The organism is Streptomyces sp. NPDC107654, from assembly GCF_055639035.1.
In genome coordinates, this window is the sequence record NZ_JBVKBI010000004.1 from 329,602 (window position 1) to 353,004 (window position 23,403).

At 70.9% G+C, this 23,403-nt stretch carries 27 protein-coding genes and 1 pseudogene; 13 read left to right on the forward strand and 15 right to left on the reverse strand.

The genetic code is table 11. The features are described 5' to 3' along the window. Nucleotides 1-9 precede the first annotated feature (9 nt). Complete coding sequence (locus ACZ7N4_RS09765) at nt 10-447, forward strand: hypothetical protein (RefSeq protein ID WP_471355777.1); 438 nt, start codon at nt 10-12, stop codon at nt 445-447. 87 nt (nt 448-534) lie between these two features. On the opposite strand, the gene ACZ7N4_RS09770 is transcribed toward ACZ7N4_RS09765, so the two are convergent. The 7 genes from ACZ7N4_RS09770 to ACZ7N4_RS09800 all read right to left on the reverse strand — a co-directional run bounded on the left by ACZ7N4_RS09770 (nt 535) and on the right by ACZ7N4_RS09800 (nt 5,950). Further along, nucleotides 535-1,713 (reverse strand): methyltransferase domain-containing protein, encoded by a 1,179-nt coding sequence (locus ACZ7N4_RS09770; RefSeq protein WP_471355779.1) that lies wholly within the window; start codon nt 1,711-1,713, stop codon nt 535-537. Next, nucleotides 1,714-1,851, reverse strand: a complete 138-nt coding sequence (locus ACZ7N4_RS09775; RefSeq protein ID WP_199814055.1) for a hypothetical protein — start codon at nt 1,849-1,851, stop codon at nt 1,714-1,716. A 346-nt stretch (nt 1,852-2,197) separates the two neighbouring features. Then, on the reverse strand, nt 2,198-2,404 hold the full coding sequence (locus ACZ7N4_RS09780; RefSeq protein ID WP_471355781.1) for a hypothetical protein: 207 nt from the start codon (nt 2,402-2,404) through the stop codon (nt 2,198-2,200). Between the two features lie 88 nt (nt 2,405-2,492). Next, on the reverse strand, nt 2,493-3,341 hold the full coding sequence (locus ACZ7N4_RS09785) for a helix-turn-helix domain-containing protein (RefSeq protein ID WP_471355783.1): 849 nt from the start codon (nt 3,339-3,341) through the stop codon (nt 2,493-2,495). A gap of 15 nt (nt 3,342-3,356) precedes the next feature. Next, nucleotides 3,357-3,881, reverse strand: coding sequence for a DUF6879 family protein (locus ACZ7N4_RS09790; RefSeq protein ID WP_471355785.1), 525 nt, complete (start codon nt 3,879-3,881; stop codon nt 3,357-3,359). Beyond that, the gene (locus ACZ7N4_RS09795; protein ID WP_471355787.1) at nt 3,853-4,095 is read right to left on the reverse strand and encodes a hypothetical protein; all 243 of its coding nucleotides are present in this window, start codon (nt 4,093-4,095) and stop codon (nt 3,853-3,855) included. The genes ACZ7N4_RS09790 and ACZ7N4_RS09795 overlap by 29 nt, the downstream gene beginning before the upstream one ends. Before the next feature lie 181 nt (nt 4,096-4,276). Further along, nucleotides 4,277-5,950 carry a fumarate hydratase gene (locus ACZ7N4_RS09800; RefSeq protein ID WP_471355789.1) on the reverse strand — a complete coding sequence of 558 codons (1,674 nt, stop codon included), beginning with the start codon at nt 5,948-5,950 and terminating at the stop codon, nt 4,277-4,279. Between the two features lie 145 nt (nt 5,951-6,095). Between ACZ7N4_RS09800 and ACZ7N4_RS09805 the strand changes: the two genes are divergently transcribed. Together ACZ7N4_RS09805 and ACZ7N4_RS09810 are read left to right on the forward strand one after the other, a co-directional pair. Then, nucleotides 6,096-6,785 carry a DUF1707 SHOCT-like domain-containing protein gene (locus ACZ7N4_RS09805; RefSeq protein ID WP_471355791.1) on the forward strand — a complete coding sequence of 230 codons (690 nt, stop codon included), beginning with the start codon at nt 6,096-6,098 and terminating at the stop codon, nt 6,783-6,785. A gap of 177 nt (nt 6,786-6,962) precedes the next feature. After that, nucleotides 6,963-7,337, forward strand: coding sequence for a WhiB family transcriptional regulator (locus tag ACZ7N4_RS09810; protein ID WP_471355793.1), 375 nt, complete (start codon nt 6,963-6,965; stop codon nt 7,335-7,337). Nucleotides 7,338-7,434: 97 nt separating this feature from the next. Here the strand turns inward: ACZ7N4_RS09810 and glpX are convergent, their stop codons facing one another. Beyond that, on the reverse strand, nt 7,435-8,469 hold the full coding sequence (glpX, locus tag ACZ7N4_RS09815) for a class II fructose-bisphosphatase (protein WP_189301935.1): 1,035 nt from the start codon (nt 8,467-8,469) through the stop codon (nt 7,435-7,437). 128 nt (nt 8,470-8,597) lie between these two features. Here glpX and ACZ7N4_RS09820 point away from each other — a divergent pair, with 128 nt between their 5' ends. Then, nucleotides 8,598-9,125 carry a DUF4245 domain-containing protein gene (locus tag ACZ7N4_RS09820; protein WP_471355795.1) on the forward strand — a complete coding sequence of 176 codons (528 nt, stop codon included), beginning with the start codon at nt 8,598-8,600 and terminating at the stop codon, nt 9,123-9,125. Nucleotides 9,126-9,227: 102 nt separating this feature from the next. On the opposite strand, the gene ACZ7N4_RS09825 is transcribed toward ACZ7N4_RS09820, so the two are convergent. From ACZ7N4_RS09825 to ACZ7N4_RS09840, 4 genes are all read right to left on the reverse strand, one after another. Beyond that, entirely contained in the window at nt 9,228-9,818 is a 591-nt protein-coding gene (locus tag ACZ7N4_RS09825) for a malonic semialdehyde reductase (protein WP_471355797.1), read from the reverse strand. A gap of 130 nt (nt 9,819-9,948) precedes the next feature. Further along, a complete protein-coding gene (locus ACZ7N4_RS09830; protein WP_471355799.1) occupies nt 9,949-10,179 on the reverse strand; it encodes an exodeoxyribonuclease VII small subunit in 231 nt (76 codons plus the stop codon). Further along, nucleotides 10,176-11,384, reverse strand: coding sequence for an exodeoxyribonuclease VII large subunit (gene xseA, locus ACZ7N4_RS09835; RefSeq protein WP_471355801.1), 1,209 nt, complete (start codon nt 11,382-11,384; stop codon nt 10,176-10,178). The genes ACZ7N4_RS09830 and xseA overlap by 4 nt, the downstream gene beginning before the upstream one ends. A gap of 96 nt (nt 11,385-11,480) precedes the next feature. Then, complete coding sequence (locus tag ACZ7N4_RS09840; RefSeq protein ID WP_471355803.1) at nt 11,481-12,887, reverse strand: APC family permease; 1,407 nt, start codon at nt 12,885-12,887, stop codon at nt 11,481-11,483. 65 nt (nt 12,888-12,952) lie between these two features. Between ACZ7N4_RS09840 and ACZ7N4_RS09845 the strand changes: the two genes are divergently transcribed. Together ACZ7N4_RS09845 and ppgK are read left to right on the forward strand one after the other, a co-directional pair. Further along, complete coding sequence (locus ACZ7N4_RS09845) at nt 12,953-13,969, forward strand: 4-hydroxy-3-methylbut-2-enyl diphosphate reductase (RefSeq protein ID WP_471355805.1); 1,017 nt, start codon at nt 12,953-12,955, stop codon at nt 13,967-13,969. 29 nt (nt 13,970-13,998) lie between these two features. After that, nucleotides 13,999-14,745 (forward strand): polyphosphate--glucose phosphotransferase, encoded by a 747-nt coding sequence (ppgK, locus tag ACZ7N4_RS09850; RefSeq protein WP_471355808.1) that lies wholly within the window; start codon nt 13,999-14,001, stop codon nt 14,743-14,745. Nucleotides 14,746-14,961: 216 nt separating this feature from the next. Here ppgK and ACZ7N4_RS09855 read toward each other — a convergent pair whose 3' ends face one another. Further along, a complete protein-coding gene (locus ACZ7N4_RS09855; RefSeq protein ID WP_471355810.1) occupies nt 14,962-15,471 on the reverse strand; it encodes a DUF6542 domain-containing protein in 510 nt (169 codons plus the stop codon). Between the two features lie 185 nt (nt 15,472-15,656). Here ACZ7N4_RS09855 and ychF point away from each other — a divergent pair, with 185 nt between their 5' ends. Beyond that, nucleotides 15,657-16,745 carry a redox-regulated ATPase YchF gene (ychF, locus tag ACZ7N4_RS09860; RefSeq protein ID WP_467926701.1) on the forward strand — a complete coding sequence of 363 codons (1,089 nt, stop codon included), beginning with the start codon at nt 15,657-15,659 and terminating at the stop codon, nt 16,743-16,745. A gap of 79 nt (nt 16,746-16,824) precedes the next feature. Here the strand turns inward: ychF and ACZ7N4_RS09865 are convergent. Continuing rightward, nucleotides 16,825-17,247, reverse strand: a pseudogene (locus ACZ7N4_RS09865) (Uma2 family endonuclease); the annotation flags it as partial. Between the two features lie 131 nt (nt 17,248-17,378). Between ACZ7N4_RS09865 and ACZ7N4_RS09870 the strand changes: the two are divergent. Further along, nucleotides 17,379-17,777 (forward strand): Imm7 family immunity protein, encoded by a 399-nt coding sequence (locus ACZ7N4_RS09870; protein WP_471355812.1) that lies wholly within the window; start codon nt 17,379-17,381, stop codon nt 17,775-17,777. A 183-nt stretch (nt 17,778-17,960) separates the two neighbouring features. Here the strand turns inward: ACZ7N4_RS09870 and ACZ7N4_RS09875 are convergent, their stop codons facing one another. Beyond that, nucleotides 17,961-19,199: a serpin family protein gene (locus ACZ7N4_RS09875; protein ID WP_471355814.1), complete on the reverse strand. Its 1,239-nt coding sequence runs from the start codon at nt 19,197-19,199 to the stop codon at nt 17,961-17,963. Nucleotides 19,200-19,431: 232 nt separating this feature from the next. On the opposite strand from ACZ7N4_RS09875, the gene ACZ7N4_RS09880 reads away from it, so the two are divergent. From ACZ7N4_RS09880 to ACZ7N4_RS09900, 5 genes are all read left to right on the forward strand, one after another. Continuing rightward, on the forward strand, nt 19,432-20,604 hold the full coding sequence (locus tag ACZ7N4_RS09880; RefSeq protein WP_471355817.1) for a DUF4190 domain-containing protein: 1,173 nt from the start codon (nt 19,432-19,434) through the stop codon (nt 20,602-20,604). A 149-nt stretch (nt 20,605-20,753) separates the two neighbouring features. Next, nucleotides 20,754-21,506: a GntR family transcriptional regulator gene (locus ACZ7N4_RS09885; RefSeq protein WP_471355819.1), complete on the forward strand. Its 753-nt coding sequence runs from the start codon at nt 20,754-20,756 to the stop codon at nt 21,504-21,506. A gap of 406 nt (nt 21,507-21,912) precedes the next feature. Beyond that, the gene (locus tag ACZ7N4_RS09890; protein WP_189301997.1) at nt 21,913-22,104 is read left to right on the forward strand and encodes an SPOR domain-containing protein; all 192 of its coding nucleotides are present in this window, start codon (nt 21,913-21,915) and stop codon (nt 22,102-22,104) included. Between the two features lie 31 nt (nt 22,105-22,135). Next, nucleotides 22,136-22,561 (forward strand): (deoxy)nucleoside triphosphate pyrophosphohydrolase, encoded by a 426-nt coding sequence (locus ACZ7N4_RS09895; RefSeq protein WP_471355821.1) that lies wholly within the window; start codon nt 22,136-22,138, stop codon nt 22,559-22,561. 145 nt (nt 22,562-22,706) lie between these two features. Beyond that, the gene (locus tag ACZ7N4_RS09900) at nt 22,707-23,135 is read left to right on the forward strand and encodes an ATP-binding protein (RefSeq protein ID WP_471355823.1); all 429 of its coding nucleotides are present in this window, start codon (nt 22,707-22,709) and stop codon (nt 23,133-23,135) included. Nucleotides 23,136-23,403 lie beyond the last annotated feature (268 nt).

The following is a 23,403-nucleotide window of genomic DNA, read 5'->3' on the forward strand; positions in this document are numbered from 1 at the left end:
ACGTGACCCATGACTTTTTCCGAACAGTACGCGGACGCTATCAAGGGGCGCAGAGTGAAGCTGCGAAAGCGTGGGTTCGCCCTTGCGGCCGAGACGGCTACCCCGACCGGGCAAGCCGCCCTGTGGTATGCCGACGCGGCTCAATGCGTGCCGCGTAGCGGTCAGGCCGTGGCCCGGCAGATAGCCCGCCTCTGCGGCGACGAATCCGAGGTGACTGTTCCGTGGCGTTCGCTTGCCGATGCTGTCGGCGTGCGGGACCGGGCCGGGAACCTTCGCCGCTATGCCGAGCGTGGAGTAAAGGCCCTGATTGATGCCGGATGGCTCGAAGTCGAGACGGTTGGGAGCAAGCGCGGAGCGAAGACGACGTTCCGCCTCCTGGCGGGTGACCGTTCCTCGGAGTGCCTGGGCTGGATCGGTGACCGGGAATGGTTCACCGAGGCTGCCTGAACGGCCCTCGGCGACTTATGGCCTTAGTAAGGCCCCCTCGGGGGCCGTTAGCTGCTGCGCTCCGCTGCGCAGATATGCCCTGGCCGATCAGCCAAGAATCGGAGGGACTGGGTTTCCTGGTTCATCCAGCCATACGGTTTCGCCGTCCACAGTGACCGTGAGCCCGAAACGTTCGAAGCCGGGGCAACCTTGCTTCTCCCACCAGCGGTACGCCTTTTCGACCTCATCCCACAGTTTCCGGGGACCAGACTGCACGACTTCGTACTCTGTTCGTCCCCTCTCGTAGTCAGCCGTCGCCCATGACGTAACCGCCGTGTCTCGAAGCCACAGGGTGTATGAACCGTCCGTGTACGACTCCATCCACGGGAACGCGTCGGCAACCTGAACCCCGATGGCGAACATGACGCGCCAGTCGCCCACGTCATCTGGGGAGAGAACCGTGTTCGACTTGACGCCGTCGGCTGGCCACGGCTTGCCCTTCAGATACTCGCGAACGTGCTTTCGCTCCGTGCGCTGGGCGCGAAGCCGCATGAACGCCGAGGACCCGAGGAACTTCCCCGACGCCGCCCCATCCGACTTCACCGTGAGCCTCACGACCGCTTCTCCGCCGTACGTCGGCCCCCACGGGGCCACGATCACCCCGCCCGGCTTCGTCTGCCCGATCCAGGCGTAAGGGACCTGGCCAATCGAGCACGTCGCAACCACCCGGTCGTACGGGGCCTCCAGTGCGAATCCGGCTGCTCCGTCACCGACCACCGCCAGCGGTACGAACCCCGCGCCCTGAAGACGCTTCCTGGCGTCCGCCGCCGTGGCTTCGTCCACCTCAACCGTGACGACGTTCTCAGGGCCTACGCGGTGCGACAGCAGCGCGGCGTTCCAGCCGGTACCCGTCCCGATCTCCAAAACCCGATGGCCTTCATGGACGCTCAGGGCGTCGAGCATCGAAAAGACCATGGTGGGCATGGAGTTGGAAGACGAAGGGATCTTGCCCTTATCAGGACCCGTGTGGGCGCCGTCGTCCCATTGCGTCGTGATCGGCGCGTCCGTGTAAACGGCGTCCCACCACGCCCGAGAGTCCTCGGAACGGATGATCCGGCTCTTCTGCCGGTTGCCGCCCGCAGTACCCGGCCAGATCACATCCGGCACGAACATGTGGCGCGGCGCCCGCTTGAAGGCCGGAAGCCAGTCAGACGTCAGGGCACCCTTCTCCATCAGCGCGGACGCCAGCCGCTCAGGGCTGGCGTCCGTTCCGTGCTGCTCGGTCATCTAGCGGCCGTCCGCCGGTCCCTGGCCGTCGTTCGTGTTGCCACCCTCGTCCGACCCGCCACCGCCGTGCTTGTTGCCGCTGTCGCTGTCGTCCTGCGGGTTGCCGGGGTCCTCGGCCGTGAGCCACTGCTTACGCATCTGGATACCTCCAGTTGGATGGTGCCTCTTGAACCGTCCCGCTGTATGCGGAACGGGACGTTGCCCGCCCCTGCCGGGCTTCCGAGCCGTGGGGGATAGAGGATCGGCTCAGATCCGCAAGGGCGGAGATCAGCGAGAAATGACCACTAGACACTGGGCAGAAGCCGACCGCCGGCACAGGTTGGGCAAAGCACCCTCCGCCGGTTGTTGCAGCCCGAACAACCCTCGAAGCCGAAGCAGATGGGGCACCAGACTTCGCGGTGTCCGGCGCACGCTCCGCAGTACTCCCCGTACGACCAGAGAACCTGAGTGATCGTTTTTGGGCGGCGCGGGTCGGTGCGCGCCATCAGAGGATTTCGCCACGGCTCCGAGCATTGGCCTCGGCGACCCGTTCACGAAGGGTCGTACGGCCCACTCCCGAATGAGGCGGAGCGTCCGCCCCTTCAGCCGTCGTTCCCAACGGATCATCCGAGTCGTGGAACACCAGTAGCATGCCGTTGCTGCCGAACAGGTCGAACGCCTCAGACAGCCAGGCTCTTGCGTCGCTCGCCATGATCGCTTGCCCCTCCTCTGGTCGTGCAGACCACGCTAGGAACGGGCCACATCGGGGCTCTACGAAGTTCTATGAAATTGCACGCGAGTTAGCCGAGCGCCTCGATGGCCTTCGTGATCAAGGTTCGTGCCGTGGCCCCGTAGACCGCCGCTTCGGCCAGTCGTTCGAACGCTCTCGCGTACTGCTCGATCTCCGACGGCGCCGTGACATTCACAGCCGCTGTCAGCAACTCCACCTGGGCTTGTGTGCTGTCGTAGATCGAGAATGTCTCCAGCGGCCACATGTGTCTTGAGGCGGTAAACGGCACGACTCCCAGGGAGACCGCCGGCAGGGACATGATCGACAGCAGATGGCCCAGTTGCCCGGCCATGACTCCGGCTTCGCCAATGCGGTACCGCAAGACGGCTTCTTCAACGAGGATGGCGAATCGGTGATCTCCTTCGCGGAGGACCCGCGCCCGATCCATGCGGGCGTCTACAGCCTCCGTGACGTCATTGGGCGTTTGCCGGAAGTCGGTGATCTCGGTCAGCAGCGCGGTTGCGTACGCCGGGGTCTGGAGCAGGCCGGGCACCACGTTGGAGCAGTAGATCCTGAAGGTTCGGGTGCGCTGAAAGAGAGGTACGTACGACTCCTGGAGTCGGCGTAGCCCGGTGCGCTGGAGCCGTCGCCACTCGACGTACATCGACTCTGCCGAGCGGGACGCGGCGATCAAGTCGGCTGCTTGATCGTCAGTTCCACAGATGCGGCACCAATCGCGGATGTCGGCGTCCGAGGGGGGCGTTACGGCGTTCTCCAGCCGACTCGCCTTGGAGGGGTGCCAGCCAGCCTGCACGGCCACCTCACGGGCCTTCAGACCAGCGTCTAGGCGAATATCCCGCAGGCGTGCTGCAAGCGCGGCACGGGCCGCCTGGACGCTGGACGAAGGGGAACGGGTCATTGGTGCTGTGCGTTCTCAGATCCTGTAGCGGTCGTGCGGAATGGCCCGGTCCCAGACTGCTTCGAACGCAGACGCGCACAGCTTGACCACCTCTGGGCGGTCGTCCACTTCGTCGCCGAGGTAGACGCCCTCACCGGAGAAGTAGCCGAACCTCACCAGCCGGTCATCGAAGCACCAGAAGTCATTGCCGGGGAGAGCCAGATCCGACGCGTTCCGCCGGGGAAGCCAGCGGATCTGCTCACCAGCGGCGATGTTGGTGAACGTGCCGTCGTAGAGATACCGGGTGTACTCGCTCACCGGCTCGGAGACGATCCGGGCGCGGCGGATGATGACATCCCGGGAAACCGCCTCGGACACCATGTCGAGCCACGGCCGCCACCAGGACGCTCGGTCGTCAGGGTCCGGCCGATGCCCGGCCTTCCACGCGGCCACACGCGGAGCCTCGTCGGGGTCGTCGTAGAAGTCGCGCATCTCCAGATGTACGGCGGATCGCTGGCAGTTCGCCAGCAGCTCACTGAACGGTGGGGCCGTCTGCGGCATCACAAGCCTCCCTGATGGCGGCGGCCATACGCATGGGCAGCCGGACGACGGTCTCACTGTCGGGGATGGGGCCGGTCTTCAGGCACTCGGCGCGCGTCGCCTCGTCCACCGTCCAACCCTGCAACACGATCTCTTGCTTCTCCTCGTCGACCCACACCGTGGGGCAGTTCGCCCCGTCCGTGTTCGGGTCCTTGGCGATGAACCGTAGCGACACAGCAGCCTCCCGGGCTACGCGGATTGCACGGACGTCTACGCACGGACCCTCCCGATGCTGCCGTGCTGGCGTCAAGGGTGCGCTTCAAGCCACCGGGGCGGGGGCTCATAGCGCCACCTGCGGGACAGCAGCAGACCCCCCGGCGACGCCGAGGGGTCTGTGTGAGGGTCTTAGGGGTGACTCAGGACAGGCCGGGGCCCCGTACCGGGATGCTGGTGAACGTCGGCTGCTCCGGTTCCCGCGAAGTGAAGAAGTCGTTGCCCTTGTCGTCCACCACGATGAACGCGGGGAAGTCCTCGACCTCGATCTTCCAGACCGCCTCCATGCCCAGCTCCTCGTACTCCAGGACCTCCACCTTCTTGATGCAGTCCTGGGCGAGCCGGGCGGCCGGGCCGCCGATGGAGCCGAGGTAGAAGCCGCCGTGGGCGTGGCACGCGTCGGTGACCTGCTTGCTGCGGTTGCCCTTGGCGAGCATCACCTTGGAGCCGCCCGCCGCCTGGAACTGCTCCACGTAGGAGTCCATGCGGCCGGCCGTGGTCGGGCCGAAGGAACCGGAGGCGTATCCCTCGGGGGTCTTCGCCGGGCCGGCGTAGTACACCGGGTGGTCCTTCAGGTACTGCGGCATCTCCTCGCCCGCGTCCAGCCGCTCCTTGATCTTGGCGTGCGCGATGTCGCGGGCCACGACCAGCGGGCCGGTCAGCGAAAGCCGCGTCTTGACCGGGTACTTGGCCAGCTCGGCGAGGATCGTGTCCATCGGCTGGTTGAGGTCGATCCTGACGACGTCGCCGGCCTCGTCGAGGTGTTCGTCCGTCGTCTCCGGCAGGAAGCGCGCCGGGTCGGTCTCCAGCTGCTCCAGGAAGACGCCCTCGGCGGTGATCTTCGCGACGGCCTGCCGGTCGGCCGAGCAGGACACGGCGATGGCGACCGGGCAGGACGCGCCGTGCCGCGGCAGCCGGATCACGCGGACGTCGTGGCAGAAGTACTTGCCGCCGAACTGCGCGCCGATGCCGATCTTCTGGGTCAGCTCGAAGACCTTCTCCTCCAGCTCCTTGTCCCGGAAGCCGTGGCCGAGCGGCGAGCCCTCGGCCGGGGCGTTGTCCAGGTAGTGCGCGGAGGCGTACTTCGCGGTCTTGAGGGCGTACTCGGCGCTCGTGCCGCCGACGACGATCGCCAGGTGGTACGGCGGGCAGGCGGCCGTACCGAGCGAGCGGATCTTCTCCTCCAGGAACCTCATCATGGAGGCCTCGTTCAGGACGGCCTTGGTCTCCTGGTACAGGAAGGACTTGTTGGCCGAGCCGCCGCCCTTCGCCATGAACAGGAACTTGTAGGCGCCGCCGTCGGTGGCGTACAGCTCGATCTGCGCGGGCAGGTTGGAGCCGGTGTTCTTCTCCTCCCACATGGTGAGCGGAGCCATCTGCGAGTAGCGCAGGTTGAGCTTGGTGTAGGCGTCGTAGATGCCGTGGGAGAGGTGCTTCTCGTCCTCGCCGGCCGTGAGCACGTTCTGGCCGCGCTTGCCCATGACGATCGCGGTGCCGGTGTCCTGGCACATCGGCAGCACGCCCGCGGCCGCGATGTTGGCGTTCTTCAGCAGGTCCAGCGCGACGAACTTGTCGTTGCTCGACGCCTCGGGGTCGTCGATGATGCGGCGCAGCTGCGCGAGGTGGGCCGGGCGGAGGTAGTGCTGGATGTCGTGGATGGCCTCCGCGGCCAGCTTGCGCAGCGCCTCCGGCTCGACCTTGAGGAACGTCCGTCCGTCGGGCCCCTCGACCGTGGAGACGCCCTCGGAGGTCACCAGCCGGTACGGGGTGGTGTCCTCGCCCTGGGGGAGCAGATCGGTGTACGCGAACTCAGGCATCTCAGCCCATTCCTCACTCTGACGGACGGCGGCCCGCCGACGCCGGCGGGCCCGTCCAGCGTAGAACCTGCCGCCGACGGCGAACCTGTGAGGTAAGGCTCAGTCGGGGGTGTCGCGATCTATCGTGTTTGGGTACGCTGCCGACGTGGACCTTCACAAGCAGAGCGCACCCACGCCGCCGGCCGAGCTGCGCGCCTCCGACGCCGACCGGGACCGGATCGCCGACATCCTCCGCGAGGCCCTCGCCGAGGGCCGGCTGACCGCCGAGGAGCACGCCGAGCGTGTGGCCGGGGCGCTGGCCGCCAAGACGGTGGGGGAGCTGGAGGTCCTCATCCGCGACCTGCCGGCCGCCCACCGGGGACCGGCCGCTCCCGCCTACACGCCCGTTCCGCCCCGCCCCACCCCGGGCGCGATCCCGGCGGAGGCGGACGCCAACGTGGTGGCGGTGTTCAGCAGCGCCATGCGCCGGGGCCGCTGGCGGGCCGGACGCCGGCTGCACGCGTACGCGGTGTTCGGCAGTGTCGAGATCGACCTCAGCGAGGCGATCTTCGAGTACCAGCAGGTGGTCATCAAGGCGGTCTCCGTCTTCGGCGACGTCCAGATCCGCGTCCCGGAGAACATCTCGCTGCGCGGCACCGGCGGCGGGGTGCTCGGCAACTTCGAGGTGAGCCCGCTGGACTCGGTCGACGCCGACGCGCCGGTGGTCTACGTCGACGGCTGGGCCGTCCTCGGCAATGTGGAGGCGCGGCCCAAGCGGGGCAGTCGGGTGGCGGACATCCTGGACCGGGTCCAGGACAAGGTCGACCGCAAGCTCCGCAGGCATCTGGGGCACTGACGGCGCCGACGGCGGTGACGCAGTGACGACGGTGCCGGCCCTGACGGCAGTGACGGCCGGGGGCGTGAAGGTGACGCCGCGCGCTCGCGGCCGGGAACTCTGTGCATAGGCCCGCGCACAGCGGGTAGGCCTTGCTGCATCGTCTCTCGCTCGCGAAGCCGTCGTCAGGAGTAGACCGTGCTGCAACCGCCGCATTCGTCCCTGCAGGTCGCTGCCGTTCCGGCCCAGCGGGTGCCGGCGCGAGACAGGGACCAAGACGCCCCGTGGCACACCGAGGCGGTGTGCCGGCGCGACGAGGCCGGCCTGTTCTTCGCCCCGTCGAAGGAACCGACCGCCGCCCGGCTGTCCCGCGAGGAGGCGGCCAAGCGTGTCTGCGCCCGCTGTCCGGTCATGGTCGAGTGCCGCGAACACGCCCTCCTGCAGCCCGAGCCCTACGGCGTCTGGGGCGGCCTCACCGCGGCCGAACGCCGGGTGGTCCTGGCGAGGCGCCGCCGCAGGGACCTGGAACTGAAGAAGGCCGCACGGGCGACGGCGGACCGCATGGCGGGTTGAACCAGGTGACGAGGAAGCGCCCTCTCCGCACAGAGGGCGCTTCCCCACGTGGGGGCGCGGGGGCCGGGTTCCAGGGGGAGACCCCTCGCCGTGGGCGCTACTTGGCCCGGTCGAAGTCGATCGCGCTGTAGGCCCGCAGCTTGCTGAGCCGGTGCTCGGAGAAGATCTTCCGCACCGTCCCCGACTTGGACCGCATCACGATCGACTCGGTCAGCGCGGTCTCGGACCGGTACCGGACGCCCCGCAGCAGTTCCCCGTCGGTGATGCCGGTCGCGACGAAGAACACGTTCTCCCCGGAGACCAGGTCGTCCGTCGTGAGCACCCGGTCCAGGTCGTGGCCGGCGTCGATGGCCCGCTGCCGCTCCGCGTCGTCCTTGGGCCACAGCTTGCCCTGGATGGTTCCGCCCAGGCACTTCACGGCGCAGGCCGAGATGATGCCCTCCGGCGTGCCGCCGATGCCGAGCAGCAGGTCGACGCCGGTGCCTTCGCGCAGCGCGTACACCGAGCCGGCCACGTCGCCGTCGGAGATCAGCTTGATGCGCGCGCCGGCCTCCCGGACCTCCCGGATCAGGCCTTCGTGCCGCGGCCGGTCCAGGATGACGACGGTGACGTCCTCCGGCGAGGACCGCTTGGCCTTCGCGATCCGGCGGATGTTCACCGCCACCGGCGCGTTGATGTCGACGAAGTCCGCCGCCTCGGGGCCGGTGACCAGCTTGTCCATGTAGAACACGGCGGACGGGTCGAACATCGCGCCGCGCTCGGCGGCGGCGAGGACGGCGATCGCGTTCGGCATGCCCTTGGCCGTCAGCGTGGTGCCGTCGATCGGGTCGACGGCGATGTCCACCTCCGGACCGGTGCCGTCGCCCACGTGCTCCCCGTTGAAGAGCATCGGGGCCTCGTCCTTCTCGCCCTCGCCGATGACGACCACGCCGTTCATCGACACGGTGGAGACGAGGGTCCGCATGGCGCGCACCGCGGCACCGTCGGCGCCGTTCTTGTCACCGCGCCCCACCCAGCGGCCCGCGGCCATCGCGGCGGCTTCGGTCACCCGGACGAGTTCCAGGGCGAGGTTGCGGTCGGGAGCTTCGGAGGGAACGTCGAGCTCGGACGGCAGATGATGATTTTCGGTCATCGGAGCGCACCTTTCTGATACGACGACGGCCGGATGAGGGTATTGGACCCTGACTCTATCGTCGGGCAGACAAAATGAGCAGGGGACCCCACGGATGAGCGCATGGGGCACCTGCGACGATAGGGGGCGTGGCAGGTACGAACGGCAAGCAGAAGACGGCCCGGGACATGGTGATCTCCCTGGTCCTGATCGGCATCGCGGCGTTGGTCGTCTACTTCCTCGCCATCCCGCACGACGATCACTCTCCCGACCTCAAGCGGGTCGACTACCGGGTCGAGCTGCTCACGGCCCGCCGGGCGGCGAGCTACCCGGTGGCGGCGCCGGAGGGCCTGCCGAGTACCTGGAAGGCGACCTCCGTACGCTTCCAGGGCGAGAAGTCCGACCGCTGGCACCTCGGCTTCCAGACCCCGGACGGCCAGTACGTGCAGGTGGAGCAGTCCACGCAGAAGCCCTCCGACTTCATCGACCAGGCCAGCCAGGGCGGCTCGGCGACGAAGGGGACCGAGACGATCGCCGGCCGCACCTGGACCCGCTGGACCGGCGGCCGGTACGACGCCCTGGTCCTCGACGGCACGCCCGGCTCCACGACGGTGGTCGCCGGCACCGGCTCCTTCGAGGAGCTGCGGACGATGGTGGCGGCGCTCAGGATGCAGTGAGCCCCGCGGTGAGTCCTGCGGTGAGCCTCGGCCGAGGTGCCCCGCCTGTGCGTACGCGAAGAGGCCCCCGGTGCCGGGGGCCTCTTCGCGTACGCGGGCTGCTCAGACGGTCGTGACGACGTCCTCGTACGCCAGGCGCGGGGAGCGGGGGTACCAGGCGTCCGGGCCCGGCTTGCCGATGTTGACGACCATCAGCGGGGTGTGGTCGTCGTCCAGGAACTCCTTGCGGACGCCCTCGAAGTCGAAACCGGTCATCGGGCCGGCGGCCAGGCCCGCGGCACGGACGCCGACGATGAAGTAGGCGGCCTGCAGCGCGGCGTTCAGCGCGGCGGCGCCCTCACGGGCCGGACGCTCGCTGAAGAAGAGGTCCGCGGCCTGCGGGAAGTGCGGGAAGAGGGCCGGCAGCTCCTCGTGGAACTCGTTGTCCGCGGAGAGGATCGCGACCAGCGGGGCGGCGGCCGTCTTCGGCTGGTTGCCCTCGGCCATGTGCTTCACCAGGCGCTCACGGGCCTCGGGGGAGCGGACCAGGGTGATGCGCAGGGGGCTCTGGTTGAAAGCGGTCGGGCCGTACTTGACCAGGTCGTAGATCGCCTGGACCTGCTCCTCGGTCACCGGCTCGTCGGTGAAGGTGTTCGCGGTGCGGGCCTCACGGAACAGCAGGTCCTGGGCGGCGGGGTCAAGAACGAGAGACATGTGACTTCCTCGGATGCGCGTCCGGCCCGGAGCCCCGGACCGGCTGACGGCACGACCCTACGACAGCTTAGGTTTAAGCTTCAACTAAAACGGGGGTGCGGTGACCCGCCTCACAACGCGCGTGCCCCGCTCAGTCCTCGGTCCGCTCCGTCTCCTGCTCCTCCTCGGCCAGCGCCGCGTCCAGCCGGGCCCGGGCCCCCTCCAGCCAGCGCCGGCACACCTTGGCCAGCTCCTCGCCGCGCTCCCACAGCGCCAGGGACTCCTCCAGCGTCGTACCGCCCGCCTCCAGCCGCCGCACGACCTCGATCAGCTCGTCCCGCGCCTGCTCGTACGAGAGCGCCTCGTCCACCTTGCTCGTCATTCGCTCACCTTCACTGTGAATTCACCCTCCGCGACGCGGGCCCGCAGCGCCTCGCCCGCCGTCACCTCGTCCGGACCGCGCACCACGTGCCCGTCCGCCCGCTGCAGCACCGCGTAACCCCGCTGGAGTGTCGCCGCGGGGGAAAGGGCCACCACACGCGCGTGCGTGTGCGTCAGCTCCGACTCCGCGCGGTCCAACAGGTGCCCCAGGGTCCGCCGCCCGCGGTCGAGCAGCCCGGACACCTGGTCGGCGCGCTCGTCGATCATCCGGTGCGGATCCTCGATCGACGGCCGCGCCAGCGCGTGCGCCAGCCCCCGCTGCTCCCGCTCCAGGAACGCCGCCGTGCAGCGCCGCGCCCGGTCCCGCAGCATCCGCACCCGCTCCAGCTCCTCGCCGACGTCCGGTACGACCTTCTTGGCCGCGTCCGTCGGCGTGGAGGCACGCAGGTCGGCGACGTGGTCCAGCAGCGGGTTGTCCGGCTCGTGCCCGATGGCGGACACCACGGGCGTACGGCACTCCGCCACCGCCCGCACCAGCTGCTCGTCGGAGAACGGCAGCAGGTCCTCCACGCTGCCCCCGCCGCGCGCGACGATGATCACGTCCACCTCGTCGATCGCGTCGAGTTCCTTGACCGCCTGCACGACCTGGGGGACGGCGTGCACGCCCTGCACGGGGACGTTGCGCACCTCGAAGCGGACGGCGGGCCAGCGGTGCCGGGCGTTCTCCAGCACGTCCCGCTCCGCGGCGGACGCCCGGCCGCACACCAGCCCGATCAGCTGCGGCAGGAACGGCAGCGGCTTCTTCCGCTCCGGCGCGAACAGGCCCTCCGCCGCGAGGGCCTTCTTCAGCTGCTCCAGCCGGGCCAGCAGCTCGCCGACACCGACCGGCCTTATCTCGGCGGCCCGCAGGGAGAGCTGGCCCCGCGGCGCGTACCACTCCGGCTTCGCCAGGACGACCACGCGGGCGCCCTCGCCGACGACGTCCGCGACCGCGTCGAAGACCTGGCGGTAGCAGGTCACGCTGACGGAGACGTCGTACGACGGGTCGCGCAGCGTCAGGAACACCACGCCGGCGCCCGGCCGGCGCGACAGCTGCGTGATCTGCCCCTCGACCCACACCGCGCCGAGCCGGTCGATCCACCCCCCGATCAGCCGCGACACCTCGCCGACGGGCAGGGGGGACTCCGGGGACGTGTTCACAGCCATGCGGCGAGCCTAACGGCCACCACCGACAGCGGGGCCGCGCGCCGTGGGGAAGGGCCGGGCCGCCGGGAACGACCGCCTGGTGAGTTCCCCGCACGGTCACCAGTGCCCCGGGTCCCTCACCCCCTCACGAACCTCCCGCCCCCGCGGAAGATCCCGACGTCCCCGCTGCCCCAGCAGCACCAGCACCCCGACCACCAGCCAGGCCGCCCCCACCATCTGCGCCACGCCGGTCGCCTCCACGACGACCGCCACCGTGACCACCGCCCCCACCACCGGCACCAGCACATGCCGCCACCAGCTCGGCTCCCCCCGCCGCACCACGAAGTACCCCACCACGCTCGCGTGCAGCAGCGTGAACGCGGACAGCGCCCCGATGTCGACCACCGAGACGAGCCGGTCCAGACCGTCGTCCCGCCGCGCCGCCCACCCCGCGGCCACCAGCGTGACCACCGCCGCGCACAGCAGCGCCACCCGCGGCACCCCGGCGTCCGTGCGGCCCAGCGCCCGCGGCAGCCTCCGGTCGCGGCCCATGGCGAACAGCAGCCGCCCGGCCGCCGCCTGCCCGGCCAGCGCCGCGAACGCCGCGCCGATCGCCTTGCTCGCGGCCACCAGGTCGTGCAGCCACGTGCCGACGGCGGAGTCCACCGCGTCGTAGAACGCCGAACCCTGCAACGCGGGATCGTGCGCGAGCCGCGCGGACGTCGTCGGCTCCAGCAGCGCCACCAGGTACGTCTGCGCCACGAACAGCACCCCGGCCAGCGCCAGGCAGAACAGCAGCGCCCGCGCCACCTTCTCCGAACCCCCGGTGACCTCCTCGGCGAACGTCGCGATCGCGTCGAAGCCCAGGTAGGACAGGACCGCCACGGACACCGCGCCGAGCACCGCCGGCAGCGCGAACGCGCCCTGCGTGCCGTCCCCGGACAACGGCGACAGCAAGCCCCGCTGCGCCCCGTCCCGCGCCAGCACCACGACGGCCGAGACCGCGAACACCAGCAGGACCACGACCTCCAGCGCCAGGACGGCGAAGCCCACGCGCGCGGCGGCCCGTACCCCCCACAGGTTCAGCAGCGTCGTGACGACCACGGCCAGCGCCGTCCACACCCACCGGGACACCCCGGGGACCAGCGCGTTCATCGCGATGCCGGAGAAGAGGTACGCCACCGCCGGGATGAGCACGTAGTCCAGCATCGCCATCCAGCCCGCGACGAACCCGGCACCGTCGCCGAGCCCCGCGCGCGCGTAGGCGAACACCGACCCCGCCCGGGGTACGACCCGCACCATCTGCGCGTAGCTGAACGCGGTGAGCCCCATGGCGACCGTCGCCACCGCGTACACCAGCGCCACCGCGCCGTGCGAGCGGGCGTCCAGCGTGCCGTACACCCCGACCGGCGCCATCGGGGCGATGAACAGCAACCCGTACACCACGAGGTCCCGGAAGCCGAGACCGCGGCGCAGCCCGTCCCGCGCGCCGGTCGTGGAAGCCGTCGTTCCGGTGTCGGACATACGCCTCAGTCTTCCCCGCGGCGGCACGGGGAAGCGATCCCTGTGCCGCCGAACGCACCCTTACGATGGGACGCATGACCGCTTCCTCTGGCCGCCGTGTCCTGCTCGCCGCCCCCCGGGGCTACTGCGCCGGCGTCGACCGCGCCGTGATCGCCGTCGAGAAGGCCCTGGAGCAGTACGGGGCCCCGATCTACGTCCGGCACGAGATCGTGCACAACAAGTACGTCGTGCAGACCCTGGAGAAGAAGGGCGCGATCTTCGTCGAGCGCACGGAGGAGGTGCCGCCCGGCAACATCGTCATGTTCTCGGCGCACGGCGTCGCCCCCACGGTGCACGAGGAGGCCCGGCAGGGCCGGCTCGCCACCATCGACGCCACCTGCCCCCTGGTCACCAAGGTCCACAAAGAAGCCGTCCGGTACGCGGGCGAGGACTACGACATCCTCCTGATCGGTCACGAGGGCCACGAGGAGGTCATCGGCACCTCCGGCGAGGCGCCCGACCACATCCAGCTGGTCGACGGCCCCGCGGACGTCGAGAAGGTCGAGGTCCGCGACCCGTCGAAGGTCGTCTGGCTCTCCCAGACCACCCTCTCCGTGGACGAGACCATGGAGACCGTCGACGCCCTGAAGACGAAGTTCCCCGGGCTCGTCTCCCCGCCCAGCGACGACATCTGCTACGCCACGCAGAACCGGCAGCTCGCCGTGAAGCAGATGGGCGCCGAGGCCGAGCTGGTCATCGTCGTCGGCTCGCGCAACTCCTCCAACTCCAAGCGGCTGGTCGAGGTCGCCAAGCTCGCCGGCGCCCGCGAGGCCTACCTGGTGGACTTCGCCGACGAGATCGACGAGGCCTGGCTGGAGGGCGTGAGCACCGTCGGCGTCACCTCCGGGGCCTCCGTGCCGGACGTACTGGTCGAGCAGGTCCTGGAGTGGCTCGCCCGGCGCGGCTACGCGGACGTCGAGCTGGTCAAGGCCGCCGAGGAGTCCATCACCTTCTCGCTGCCCAAGGAACTCCGCCGCGACCTGCGCGAGGAGGCGGCGGCCCTGGTCGCCGAGCGCGGCGGGAGCGGGACGCCCCGGGCATGACTGTCGGTGGCCCGTCGTAACGTGGAGCCATGCAGATCTTCGGCGTGGACATCGGCGGATCCGGGATCAAGGGCGCCCCAGTGGACCTGGACCGGGGGGACCTGGCCCAGGAGCGCTGGAAGGTGCTCACCCCGCACCCGGCGACACCCGACGGCGTGGCCGACGGGGTCAGGCAGGTCGTGGACCACTTCGGCTGGACCGGCCCGGTCGGCCTGACCTTCCCCGGAGTGGTCACCGGCGGCTCCACGGTCCGTACGGCGGCGAACGTCGACAGAAGCTGGATCGACACGGACGCGCGCGCGTTGTTCAGCGACCGGCTCGGCGGCCTGCCGGTGACCGTGGTCAACGACGCGGACGCGGCGGGCGTCGCCGAGATGCAGTTCGGCGCCGGCCGGGGCCGCCGGGGCACGGTGATCCTTCTCACCTTCGGTACGGGCATCGGCAGCGCCGTCTTCGTCGACGGCACCCTGCTCCCCAACACCGAGCTGGGCCACCTGGAGCTGAACGGCCACGACGCCGAGAGGCGCGCCTCCAGCAAGGCCAAGGAGGACCACGACCTCAGCTGGGAGCAGTGGGCGCACCGCGTCCGGAAGTACCTGGCGCACGTGGAGATGCTGTTCTCCCCGGAGCTGTTCGTCATCGGCGGCGGGGTCAGCCGCAAGGCGCAGAAGTTCCTGCACTTCATCGAGGGCATCCAGGCCGAGATCGTCCCCGCGCAGCTGCAGAACAACGCGGGGATCGTGGGCGCGGCGATGAGAGCGGCCCAGCACGCCTGACGGCCGCGGGGGGTCCGGCGTGTGGCGTACGGGGTGCGGGACCGTCCGGGCCGGCGGCGCCCCTGCACCCACCGCACCCTGTATCCACGGCGCCCACCGCACCCGGCGTCCGGGGGCAAGCCGGCGCGCTGGGGCCGCCGGCTTCCGTGGGCAAGCCGGCGCGCTGGGGCCGCGTCGCCGCCTCCGCACGCGACGTGTGACGCCCGGCGTCCGGGGTCAGCCGCGCCGCCGGCGTCCCCGCACCCACCGCACCCGGCGCACGAGCACGATCGCCGCGGCGGCGAGCGTCCCCCCGTACAGCCAGCCCGCCTGCGTGGCCAGCCCGGTGACCAGCCCCATCAGCCGGCCAAGCAGCCCCCCACCGCCCTCGGCGACCGGCAGCAGCCCCACGGCGAACGCGATCGGCGCGACGACGGGCGCGCTCAGCACGTCCCCGGCGCGCACCCACAGCGCGGTCAGCACACACACCGGCACGAACAGCACGCCGTAGACCGCCGGGGACGCGCCGAAGAGCAGCTCGTCCAGGCAGCCGAGCAGGAACATCGCCGCGAGAGCGAACAGCCCGCTGCCGAGCCCGGTCAGCCGGGGGTTCGGCAAGTGGCGGGCTCCTGGCGCGGGCCGTCGCTCCCCGGCGGGCCGGCGCCGTGCCTGCGCCGGCAGCGGAGGTGACGAGGGCACGCCACGTCGCGGTCCGTCGTTCGGGCGATGCGTTCTGTGTTGCTCCACAGGGACCAACCTAGGTCTGTTTATGTGCCGAATCGGCGTCCAGACACGCCGGTGGGCGGAGCTTGGCCGGGGGTTCGCCGCATCCGTGAGGCGGGCGCGCGGGACGCCGTAAACTGGTGGATCGGCCAGTGTCGGTCTCTGGCCCCTGGCAGCCCCTGGCCCACTCAACAACGGGAAGTCGCAACGTGTCGCTCACGATCGGAATCGTCGGCCTGCCCAATGTCGGCAAGTCGACCCTGTTCAACGCCCTGACCAAGAACGACGTGCTGGCGGCCAACTACCCGTTCGCCACGATCGAGCCGAACGTGGGCGTGGTCGGCGTGCCCGACGGCCGCCTCGCCCAGCTGGCGTCGATCTTCAAGTCGGAGCGGATCCTCCCGGCCACGGTCGACTTCGTGGACATCGCCGGCATCGTGCGTGGCGCCTCCGAGGGCGAGGGCCTGGGCAACAAGTTCCTCGCGAACATCCGCGAGTCCGACGCGATCTGCCAGGTCATCCGCGCCTTCAAGGACGAGAACGTCGTCCACGTCGACGGCAAGGTCTCGCCCAAGGACGACATCGAGACGATCAACACCGAGCTGATCCTCGCCGACCTCCAGACCATCGAGAAGGTCCTCCCGCGCCTCCAGAAGGAGTCCCGGATCAAGAAGGACCTCGCTCCCAAGGTCAAGGCGGTCGAGGAGGCCAAGGAGATCCTGGAGAAGGGCGACACCCTCTTCTCCCAGGGCATCGTCCAGGGCACCGAGCGCGCGGAGCTCCTGCACGACCTGCACCTGCTCACCACCAAGCCCTTCCTCTACGTCTTCAACGTGGACGAGGACGAGCTGACCGACGAGGACTTCAAGAACGAGCAGCGCGCCCTGGTCGCCCCCGCCGAGGCGATCTTCCTCAACGCCAAGCTGGAGGCCGACCTCGCCGAGCTGGACGAGGAGGAGGCCCTGGAACTGCTGGAGTCCGTCGGCCAGCACGAGCCCGGCCTCGCCACCCTCGCCCGTGTCGGCTTCGACACCCTCGGCCTCCAGACCTACCTGACGGCCGGCCCCAAGGAATCCCGCGCCTGGACCATCAAGAAGGGCGCCACGGCCCCCGAGGCGGCCGGTGTCATCCACACCGACTTCCAGAAGGGCTTCATCAAGGCCGAGGTCATCTCCTTCGAGGACCTGCTCGCGTCCGGCTCGGTCGCCGAGGCCCGCGCCAAGGGCAAGGCGCGCATGGAGGGCAAGGACTACGTGATGCAGGACGGGGACGTGGTGGAGTTCCGCTTCAACGTCTGACCGGATGGCACAACACCACGCTGTTGACGAGGAAACTGCAGATCAGAAGGGGCCGGGCTCGTGGGAACCCGCGTCAAGCTCAGCCCCTTCTGCCTGCCGACGGCGTGAGCTTGTCGAGATCCAGGCTGATCTCGAACGGCACGGGGCGCTTCAAGGTGCCCCGGAAGATGCCCGCAGGCGCGAAGACGCCGGTCGGTTGGTCGAGTTCGTAGACGTGGACAACAGGGGCGCCGTGTTCGTCCTCGACGCGCCAGGAGTGCGGGATGCCGGCCTCCGCGTACTTGCGCAGCTTGACCGTGCGGTCCCTGTGCGCGGACTCGGGTGAGACGACCTCGATGACGAGCCGAACCCCGTCCGGCGCGAACCAGGTGCGGTCTGCGTCGTAATCGGCCGTCGTCAACAGCAGATCGGGCTCGGGCCGGTTCCGCTCGTCGAGTTTCACGGTCATCTCGCGGCCGACCCCGACATCGCCGGACGCCTGCTCCATGAGGGCGACGGTAAGCAGGAGTGGCCGCACGCCGTACTTCCACTTCGACGGACCGCCCGGACCAGGCGTGATCGATAAGCTCCGGGAATACGGACGCCGGTACGGCGTCGAGCCGGTGACCGACACGACTCCGCTGGAGTGGGGGCATGTACGAGTTCCATGGCTGGTTCGGAATCTCCGAGGACCCGTACGAGGACGACTCACGGTCTCTGAAGGCGGGTGTCGAGGAACTGCGTGCGCGGATCGACGCGGTCCGCTGGGGCTCCAGCTGCAAGGTCACGCTCGACGTCTTCAACGGGCTGGACGTCGTCACGGCCACCGGCCACACCAACCACGTCGGTTACGAGGCCGGGCAGCTGGACGAACTGCTGGCGTACATCGCGCGCCGGTTCCCCGGCTCGTGGGGGATGCTCTACGACCGCTCGGACGACGGCGACATCCCGAACGCCGACAACGCGTTCCGGGTGCGCGTGATGCGCAGGGGGATGGTCGAGGAGCGCCTGGATCCGTTCCTCTCGCCGTGCAATCCGGTGATCGAGGACTGAGCCCGGGCGGGGGCCGGCTGCCTCGGCTGCGGACGCCCTGACCGAGGGGTACCGGCTGGCCTTCCGGGCCGGTTCCTGCTTCGTCCTGGGCGCCCTGGTCGCCGGGGCGGTGCTGCGCGACCCACCCCGCCCCGGCATCCCCGCTCCGGCCGCGCGACCTGGCATTGCCCGCGGTGCCGCCGGTCACCGCACCGGCGGGGCCCCCGGGACACCCGGGACACCCGGGACCGGGTACGGCGCCGGTTCCGTCACCCAGCCCGCCGCCAGCACCAGGCGGGAGTCGCGGTCGACGGCGAGGAAGGCGAAGGGGCGGTCGAAGGTGACCCGGACGACCGTCGTCTCGTAGCGGTACTGCGGGGCCGCGCCGGCCGGCACCGGCATGACGGCCGTCACCGCCGCGGCCCGGAAGCCGAGGGCGCCGAACTGGGCCACGGCCGACTGGCGGGCCTCCCCGACGGCCAGCGGGTGGGGGCTCACCCCCGGGAAGTGGCCGGTACCGGTGTCCATGGCCGTCGTGAGGCCGAAGAGACCCGCCAGGGCGAGCAGGTCGTGGTCGGCCCGCACCTCGTACGCCACCGTCGTCACGTCCAGCGTCCTCGGCTCCGGCGCGGTGGCCGGCTGCTGCTCCACGTGCAGACCGGGGCCCACGTGCCCGTGCGGCAGCGCGCCGCCCGCGGTCAGCGGCAGGCCGCGCTCCACGACGCCGACGCCGGCGGCGAGCACCTGACACGGCGTCATGCGCTCCTCGCCCAGGACGAGGTGGACGTCGACGCCGTTGTCCCCCGGGACGGTCAGCGCGGTGACGAAGCCGTCCGGGGTGCCCGTCACCCCCACCCGGTCCGGCCGCACACTGCGCCGGTGCAGGCCGCGCAGCGTACGTCCCTGCCAGGGCCCGGCGCCGGGCCGCAGCGGCTGCTCCGCGAAGGGCTGGCGCCAGGTCGTGCGCAGCGCCAGGGCGGTGGCCAGCACCATCCGCGCATCCCGGGTCAGCGTCACCGGCATCCGCTCCACGAGCCCGCCGGTCCGCTCGGCCGCCCAGGCGTCCAGCCGCTCCTGCGCGGTGACGAGGTCGTCCCCGAACACCCCGTGGGCGCCGGCGGGCAGCCCGGCCCGCCACTCCTCGCGCAGGGCAAGCCCGTGGTGCGTCCACAGACCGAGCGCCGCGTCCAGGCCGGACACCGAGGCCAGCCCCGCCAGCAACTCCCGCCCGGCACCGGCCGCCCGCTCGGCCGGTACGCCCAGCGCGGCGGCCAGCTCCGCGCGCGCGGGACCGGCCGCGCCGTCGGCGAGGAAGGCCAGCAGCGGCCAGACACCCGGCGCGGAGAACACCGTGCCCTCGGCCAGGGCCCCGCCCCAGCGGGCGGTCAGCCCGTTCACGCACCGGACCGTCTCCTCGGTCACCTTGCTCACTCGTTCCCCCACGGTGTTGCCCACTCCTGCTTCCCCCTCGTTCACGTACGTCCCCACACCCCGGCCCGCTCACCGGGCCGGGGTGCCGGCGGCTCCGCTCCCGTTCCGCCGTCCCGCCCCGTCCCCACCCGCATTCCGCCCCCGCTCGTGTGCCGCTTACCATGCGGCAGTCGTACGTCAGTCCAGCCGCCGGACGGCCGCCCGGTCCCGTGCTGCCGCCGCCCGACCCAGGAGCACGGTACCGGTGTCCATACCTCCGCCTCCCGGCCCCCACCAGCCGGAAGGGCCGTTCACGCCCCCCGCGTCACAGCCGCGGGGACCGTACGGCCCGCCGCCCTGCCCGCAACCGGCGGGCTACCAGCCGTGGAGCCAGGGCTACAGCCCGTACAACCACCCCGCCCCCGTCAACGGCCTCGCCATCGCGTCCCTGGTGCTCGGGGTGCTGTGCTTCCTGCCGGGGGTGGGGCTGGTCCTCGGGCTGGTGGCGCTGCGGCAGATCCGCCGGCGCGGCGAGCGCGGGACGGGCCTGGCCGTCGGCGGTGCGGTGCTGTCCGGGGTCGGACTGGCGCTGTGGGCGCTGCTGATCGCCACGGGCGGCGCGGCGGAGATGTGGCACGGGTTCAAGGAGGGCGCACGCGAGGGCGCGACGATCTCCCTCTCGACGGGAGAGTGCTTCGACGCGCCGGACGGTGCGCTGACCGGGGACACCTACGACGTGGACGAGGTGCCGTGCACCGGCGCGCACGACGGGGAGGTGTTCGCCTCCTTCCGGCTGCCGGGCGGCGCCTATCCCGGCGACGACGCGGTCGCCGACACCGCCGAGGATCGCTGCTGGAGCCTCCAGGACGGCTACGCGATGGACGGCTGGGCGGTTCCGGAGGACGTAGACGTCTACTACCTGTCGCCGACCGGGGAGAGCTGGTCCGCCGGGGACCGCGAGGTCACCTGCGTGTTCGGCGCCACCGACGAGGGCGAGGACCTCACCGGGTCGCTGCGCAACGACGAGACCGTCCTCGACGCCCACCAGGTCGCCTATCTGCAGGCCGCGCACGTCCTCAACGCGGCCCTGGACACCGCCCCGGACGAGAAGTACGTGGAGGACGACCTGCCCGGGCACAAGGCGTGGGCGGGCCGGGTGGCGACCGCGCTCGGCGAACAGGCCCGGATGCTGCGCGCGCACCACTGGCCGGCCGGAGCCCGCAAGCCGGTCGCCGCGCTCGCCGCCGACCTGGACCGGGCGCGCGCGGAGTGGGCGGAGGCCGCGAAGACCGAGGACGCGGACGCCTTCTACGAGCACTACGACACCGGCTTCGACCTCATCGAGCCCCGGCGGGGGGTCGCCGTGCGCGCGGCCCTGGGGCTCGCCACCACCGTCCCGCGCAGCCATGACGGAGCCGGTACGAGCGTCCAGGTGTGAGAGCACACCTATACGGGGGAGAAACCGCCTGGGTAAAGCCCTCCCCGGCTCTTTGTCATCACATCGAGTGATTCTCTGGCCTTTGCTTGCATGGCACAACCCACGGTTGCCAGGCTGTTGCTGTCTGTACAACCTGAGGGGAGCGGCCAGTGACTTTCGGTGAGCAGCCGGCGTACCTGCGCGTCGCGGGTGATCTCCGCAAGAAGATCGTCGACGGTTCACTCCCGCCCCACACCCGTCTCCCTTCCCAGGCCCGCATCCGGGAAGAGTACGGCGTCTCGGACACGGTCGCGCTCGAAGCCCGCAAGGTGCTGATGGCGGAGGGCCTGGTCGAGGGCCGCTCCGGCTCGGGGACGTACGTGCGCGAGCGGCCCGTGCCCCGCAGGGTGGCCCGCTCCGGATACCGTCCGGCGGGAGGCGCCACCCCGTTCCGGCAGGAGCAGGCCGACGCCTCGGTGCGTGGCACCTGGGAGTCCAGCAGCGAGCAGGCGGAGGCCGGTGCGGCCATCGCCGAGCGGCTCGCGATCCAGGCCGGGGACCGGGTCATGCGCACCAAGTACCTGTTCCGGGAGGCCGGCGAGCCGATGATGCTCTCCACCTCCTGGGAGCCCCTCGCCGTCACCGGCCGCACCCCCGTGATGCTGCCCGAGGAGGGGCCGCTCGGCGGGATGGGCGTGGTCGAGCGCATGCGGGCCATCGACGTCGTCGTGGACAACGTCACCGAGGAGGTCGGCGCCCGCCCCGGCCTCGCCGAGGAACTGCACCTGCTCGGCGGGGTCCCGGGTCATGTGGTCCTGGTCGTCCAGCGCACGTACTTCGCCTCCGGCCGCCCGGTCGAGACCGCCGATGTCGTCATCCCGGCCGACCGCTACCGCGTCGCCTACCACCTGCCCGTCAAGTGACCCCGACCGACAAGTGGCCGCCCCCGCCCGGGCGGTACGCCGGCACCCCCACGGCGTGAGCTAGCGCACACCCTCGTGCGCCTCACGCCCGGTCACCCCTGCGGACCGGCACCCCGCCGGCCTCTCGCGCGCCGCAGCGATCCGGCCGTCTTCGCAGGTGACCGGCGATTCCCCCAGGGTGCCCCCGACCCGAGCCGACGAAGTTCCGGACGGCGCATTCGGTCCCGTGCGCCCCCGGCGTTCTGGCTGGTTGCGTACCTCTTTGTGAAAAGTCGTATTCGCTGCGTGAAGGTTGGGCGTACGCTCGGGCATATGCGGATTGCGGTTTCCTTGGGCGGGGCACTGCGGGGACCCGAGACGGGAAGCAGGTGGGGTGGTGCGAGAAGGAGCGCGGGCGGTGGGGGGCATGAGTGAGGGCACGGTCTCCCTTCCCTGGATCGTGATACGGCAGGACGACAACGGCAATCGCTACCGCGTCGGCCGGTACGCGACCCGCGCGGAGGCGCAGAAGATCGCCGACAGCCTCGACGACCGGGGGCACAAGCAGCTCTACTGGGTCGAGCGCATCGGCCAGAACCGGGACGGCGCGCAGAACTGACCGGGCGCCGCGCTCCCGTAGGCTCCGCTCCATGACGCGCATGACTCCCGGAGCGGAACGGATCGTGGTGGTGGGAGCCGCCCTGCTCGACGGTGGCCGGCTGCTGGCCGCACGCCGCAGCGCGCCCGCCGACCTGGCCGGGCGCTGGGAGCTGCCCGGCGGCAAGGTCGAGGCGGGGGAGCGGCCCGAGGACGCGCTGGTGCGCGAACTGCGCGAGGAGCTGGGCGTCGACGCCGAGCCGCTCGGCCGCGTACCCGGCGAGTGGCCGCTGCGCACGCCGTACGTCCTCCAGGTGTGGACCGCCCGCCTGCGCCCGGGCTCACCCGACCCCCGCCCCCTCGAGGATCACGACGAGCTCCGCTGGCTGACGTGGGCCGAACTGTGGGACGTGCCGTGGCTGGACCAGGACGTGCCGGCGGTGCGCGAGGTGACGGCCGGGTGGCGGGGTGAGGCGTAGCCCTCGTTCCGCCGAGCCGCCCACCGCACCCCCCAGCCGTGAGGCGCCGCCCCGTACGCCGGAGGTGCCACTGTGCGCCCTCTCGCGCGGTACTGCCGCCTCGATATCGGGTATGTGCCCATTAACCCCATGAAACCGGGCATGGGTGGGCTCACTGGCCTGGGAAGTGATCGGCGTGATCGACACCGATGGCGACTGCGCCGAGTGGACTTTTCCGGCGGAACCCGGCGCGGTGCGCGCCGCCCGCGCGGCGGTCCGCGGCCAGTTGCACGGCTGGCACCTCGACTGCCTCGCGGATCTCGCCGCGCTGCTGGTCAGCGAGCTGGTCACCAACTCGCTGCGGCACGCCGCCGGACCCATCGGCGTACGGCTGGTCCGCCCGGCCGGGATCGACGACACGCTGCGGGTGGAGGTCTCCGACCCGCTCCCCGACCCGCCGCGGGAACGTGTCGCGGACCCCGAGGACGAGAGCGGACGCGGCCTCCAGCTGGTCGCCGGCTCCTCCCGCCGCTGGGGCACCAGTCCCGGCGAGAGCGGAAAGACCGTCTGGTTCGAACTGGCGGTGCCCGGGTGACGGCGTGGCAGCCGCGGGGGGCACGGGGGTGTACAGCCGTCGGCGTGCCGTCCATCCTGCGCGCCGGGGGCGCACGCGTCCCGGCGGCGGGTGGTTCGACGGTGTGTTCCCTGGTTAGAAGAGTGGAAGTGTTGTCACGAACCGGTCCGAAAAACACCTGGACCGAGCTGTGATCGTGAACACCGTGTCGTGCGGCGCCGTAGTGCTGGATACTGCGGGCAGCCGCCCCCGGTGACCGGTGCCGGACGCGGTGAGCTGGAGGGGACGG

Coding starts and splice junctions, on each gene's coding strand:
- ACZ7N4_RS09765 (WP_471355777.1), top strand. CDS start 10: ATGACTTTTTCCGAACAGTACGCGGACGCTATCAAGGGGCGCAGAGTG.
- ACZ7N4_RS09770 (WP_471355779.1), bottom strand. CDS start 1,713: ATGACCGAGCAGCACGGAACGGACGCCAGCCCTGAGCGGCTGGCGTCC.
- ACZ7N4_RS09775 (WP_199814055.1), bottom strand. CDS start 1,851: ATGCGTAAGCAGTGGCTCACGGCCGAGGACCCCGGCAACCCGCAGGAC.
- ACZ7N4_RS09780 (WP_471355781.1), bottom strand. CDS start 2,404: ATGGCGAGCGACGCAAGAGCCTGGCTGTCTGAGGCGTTCGACCTGTTC.
- ACZ7N4_RS09785 (WP_471355783.1), bottom strand. CDS start 3,341: ATGACCCGTTCCCCTTCGTCCAGCGTCCAGGCGGCCCGTGCCGCGCTT.
- ACZ7N4_RS09790 (WP_471355785.1), bottom strand. CDS start 3,881: ATGCCGCAGACGGCCCCACCGTTCAGTGAGCTGCTGGCGAACTGCCAG.
- ACZ7N4_RS09800 (WP_471355789.1), bottom strand. CDS start 5,950: ATGCCTGAGTTCGCGTACACCGATCTGCTCCCCCAGGGCGAGGACACC.
- glpX (WP_189301935.1), bottom strand. CDS start 8,469: ATGACCGAAAATCATCATCTGCCGTCCGAGCTCGACGTTCCCTCCGAA.
- ACZ7N4_RS09825 (WP_471355797.1), bottom strand. CDS start 9,818: ATGTCTCTCGTTCTTGACCCCGCCGCCCAGGACCTGCTGTTCCGTGAG.
- ACZ7N4_RS09830 (WP_471355799.1), bottom strand. CDS start 10,179: ATGACGAGCAAGGTGGACGAGGCGCTCTCGTACGAGCAGGCGCGGGAC.
- xseA (WP_471355801.1), bottom strand. CDS start 11,384: ATGGCTGTGAACACGTCCCCGGAGTCCCCCCTGCCCGTCGGCGAGGTG.
- ACZ7N4_RS09840 (WP_471355803.1), bottom strand. CDS start 12,887: ATGTCCGACACCGGAACGACGGCTTCCACGACCGGCGCGCGGGACGGG.
- ACZ7N4_RS09845 (WP_471355805.1), top strand. CDS start 12,953: ATGGGACGCATGACCGCTTCCTCTGGCCGCCGTGTCCTGCTCGCCGCC.
- ppgK (WP_471355808.1), top strand. CDS start 13,999: ATGCAGATCTTCGGCGTGGACATCGGCGGATCCGGGATCAAGGGCGCC.
- ACZ7N4_RS09870 (WP_471355812.1), top strand. CDS start 17,379: ATGTACGAGTTCCATGGCTGGTTCGGAATCTCCGAGGACCCGTACGAG.
- ACZ7N4_RS09890 (WP_189301997.1), top strand. CDS start 21,913: ATGAGTGAGGGCACGGTCTCCCTTCCCTGGATCGTGATACGGCAGGAC.
- ACZ7N4_RS09895 (WP_471355821.1), top strand. CDS start 22,136: ATGACGCGCATGACTCCCGGAGCGGAACGGATCGTGGTGGTGGGAGCC.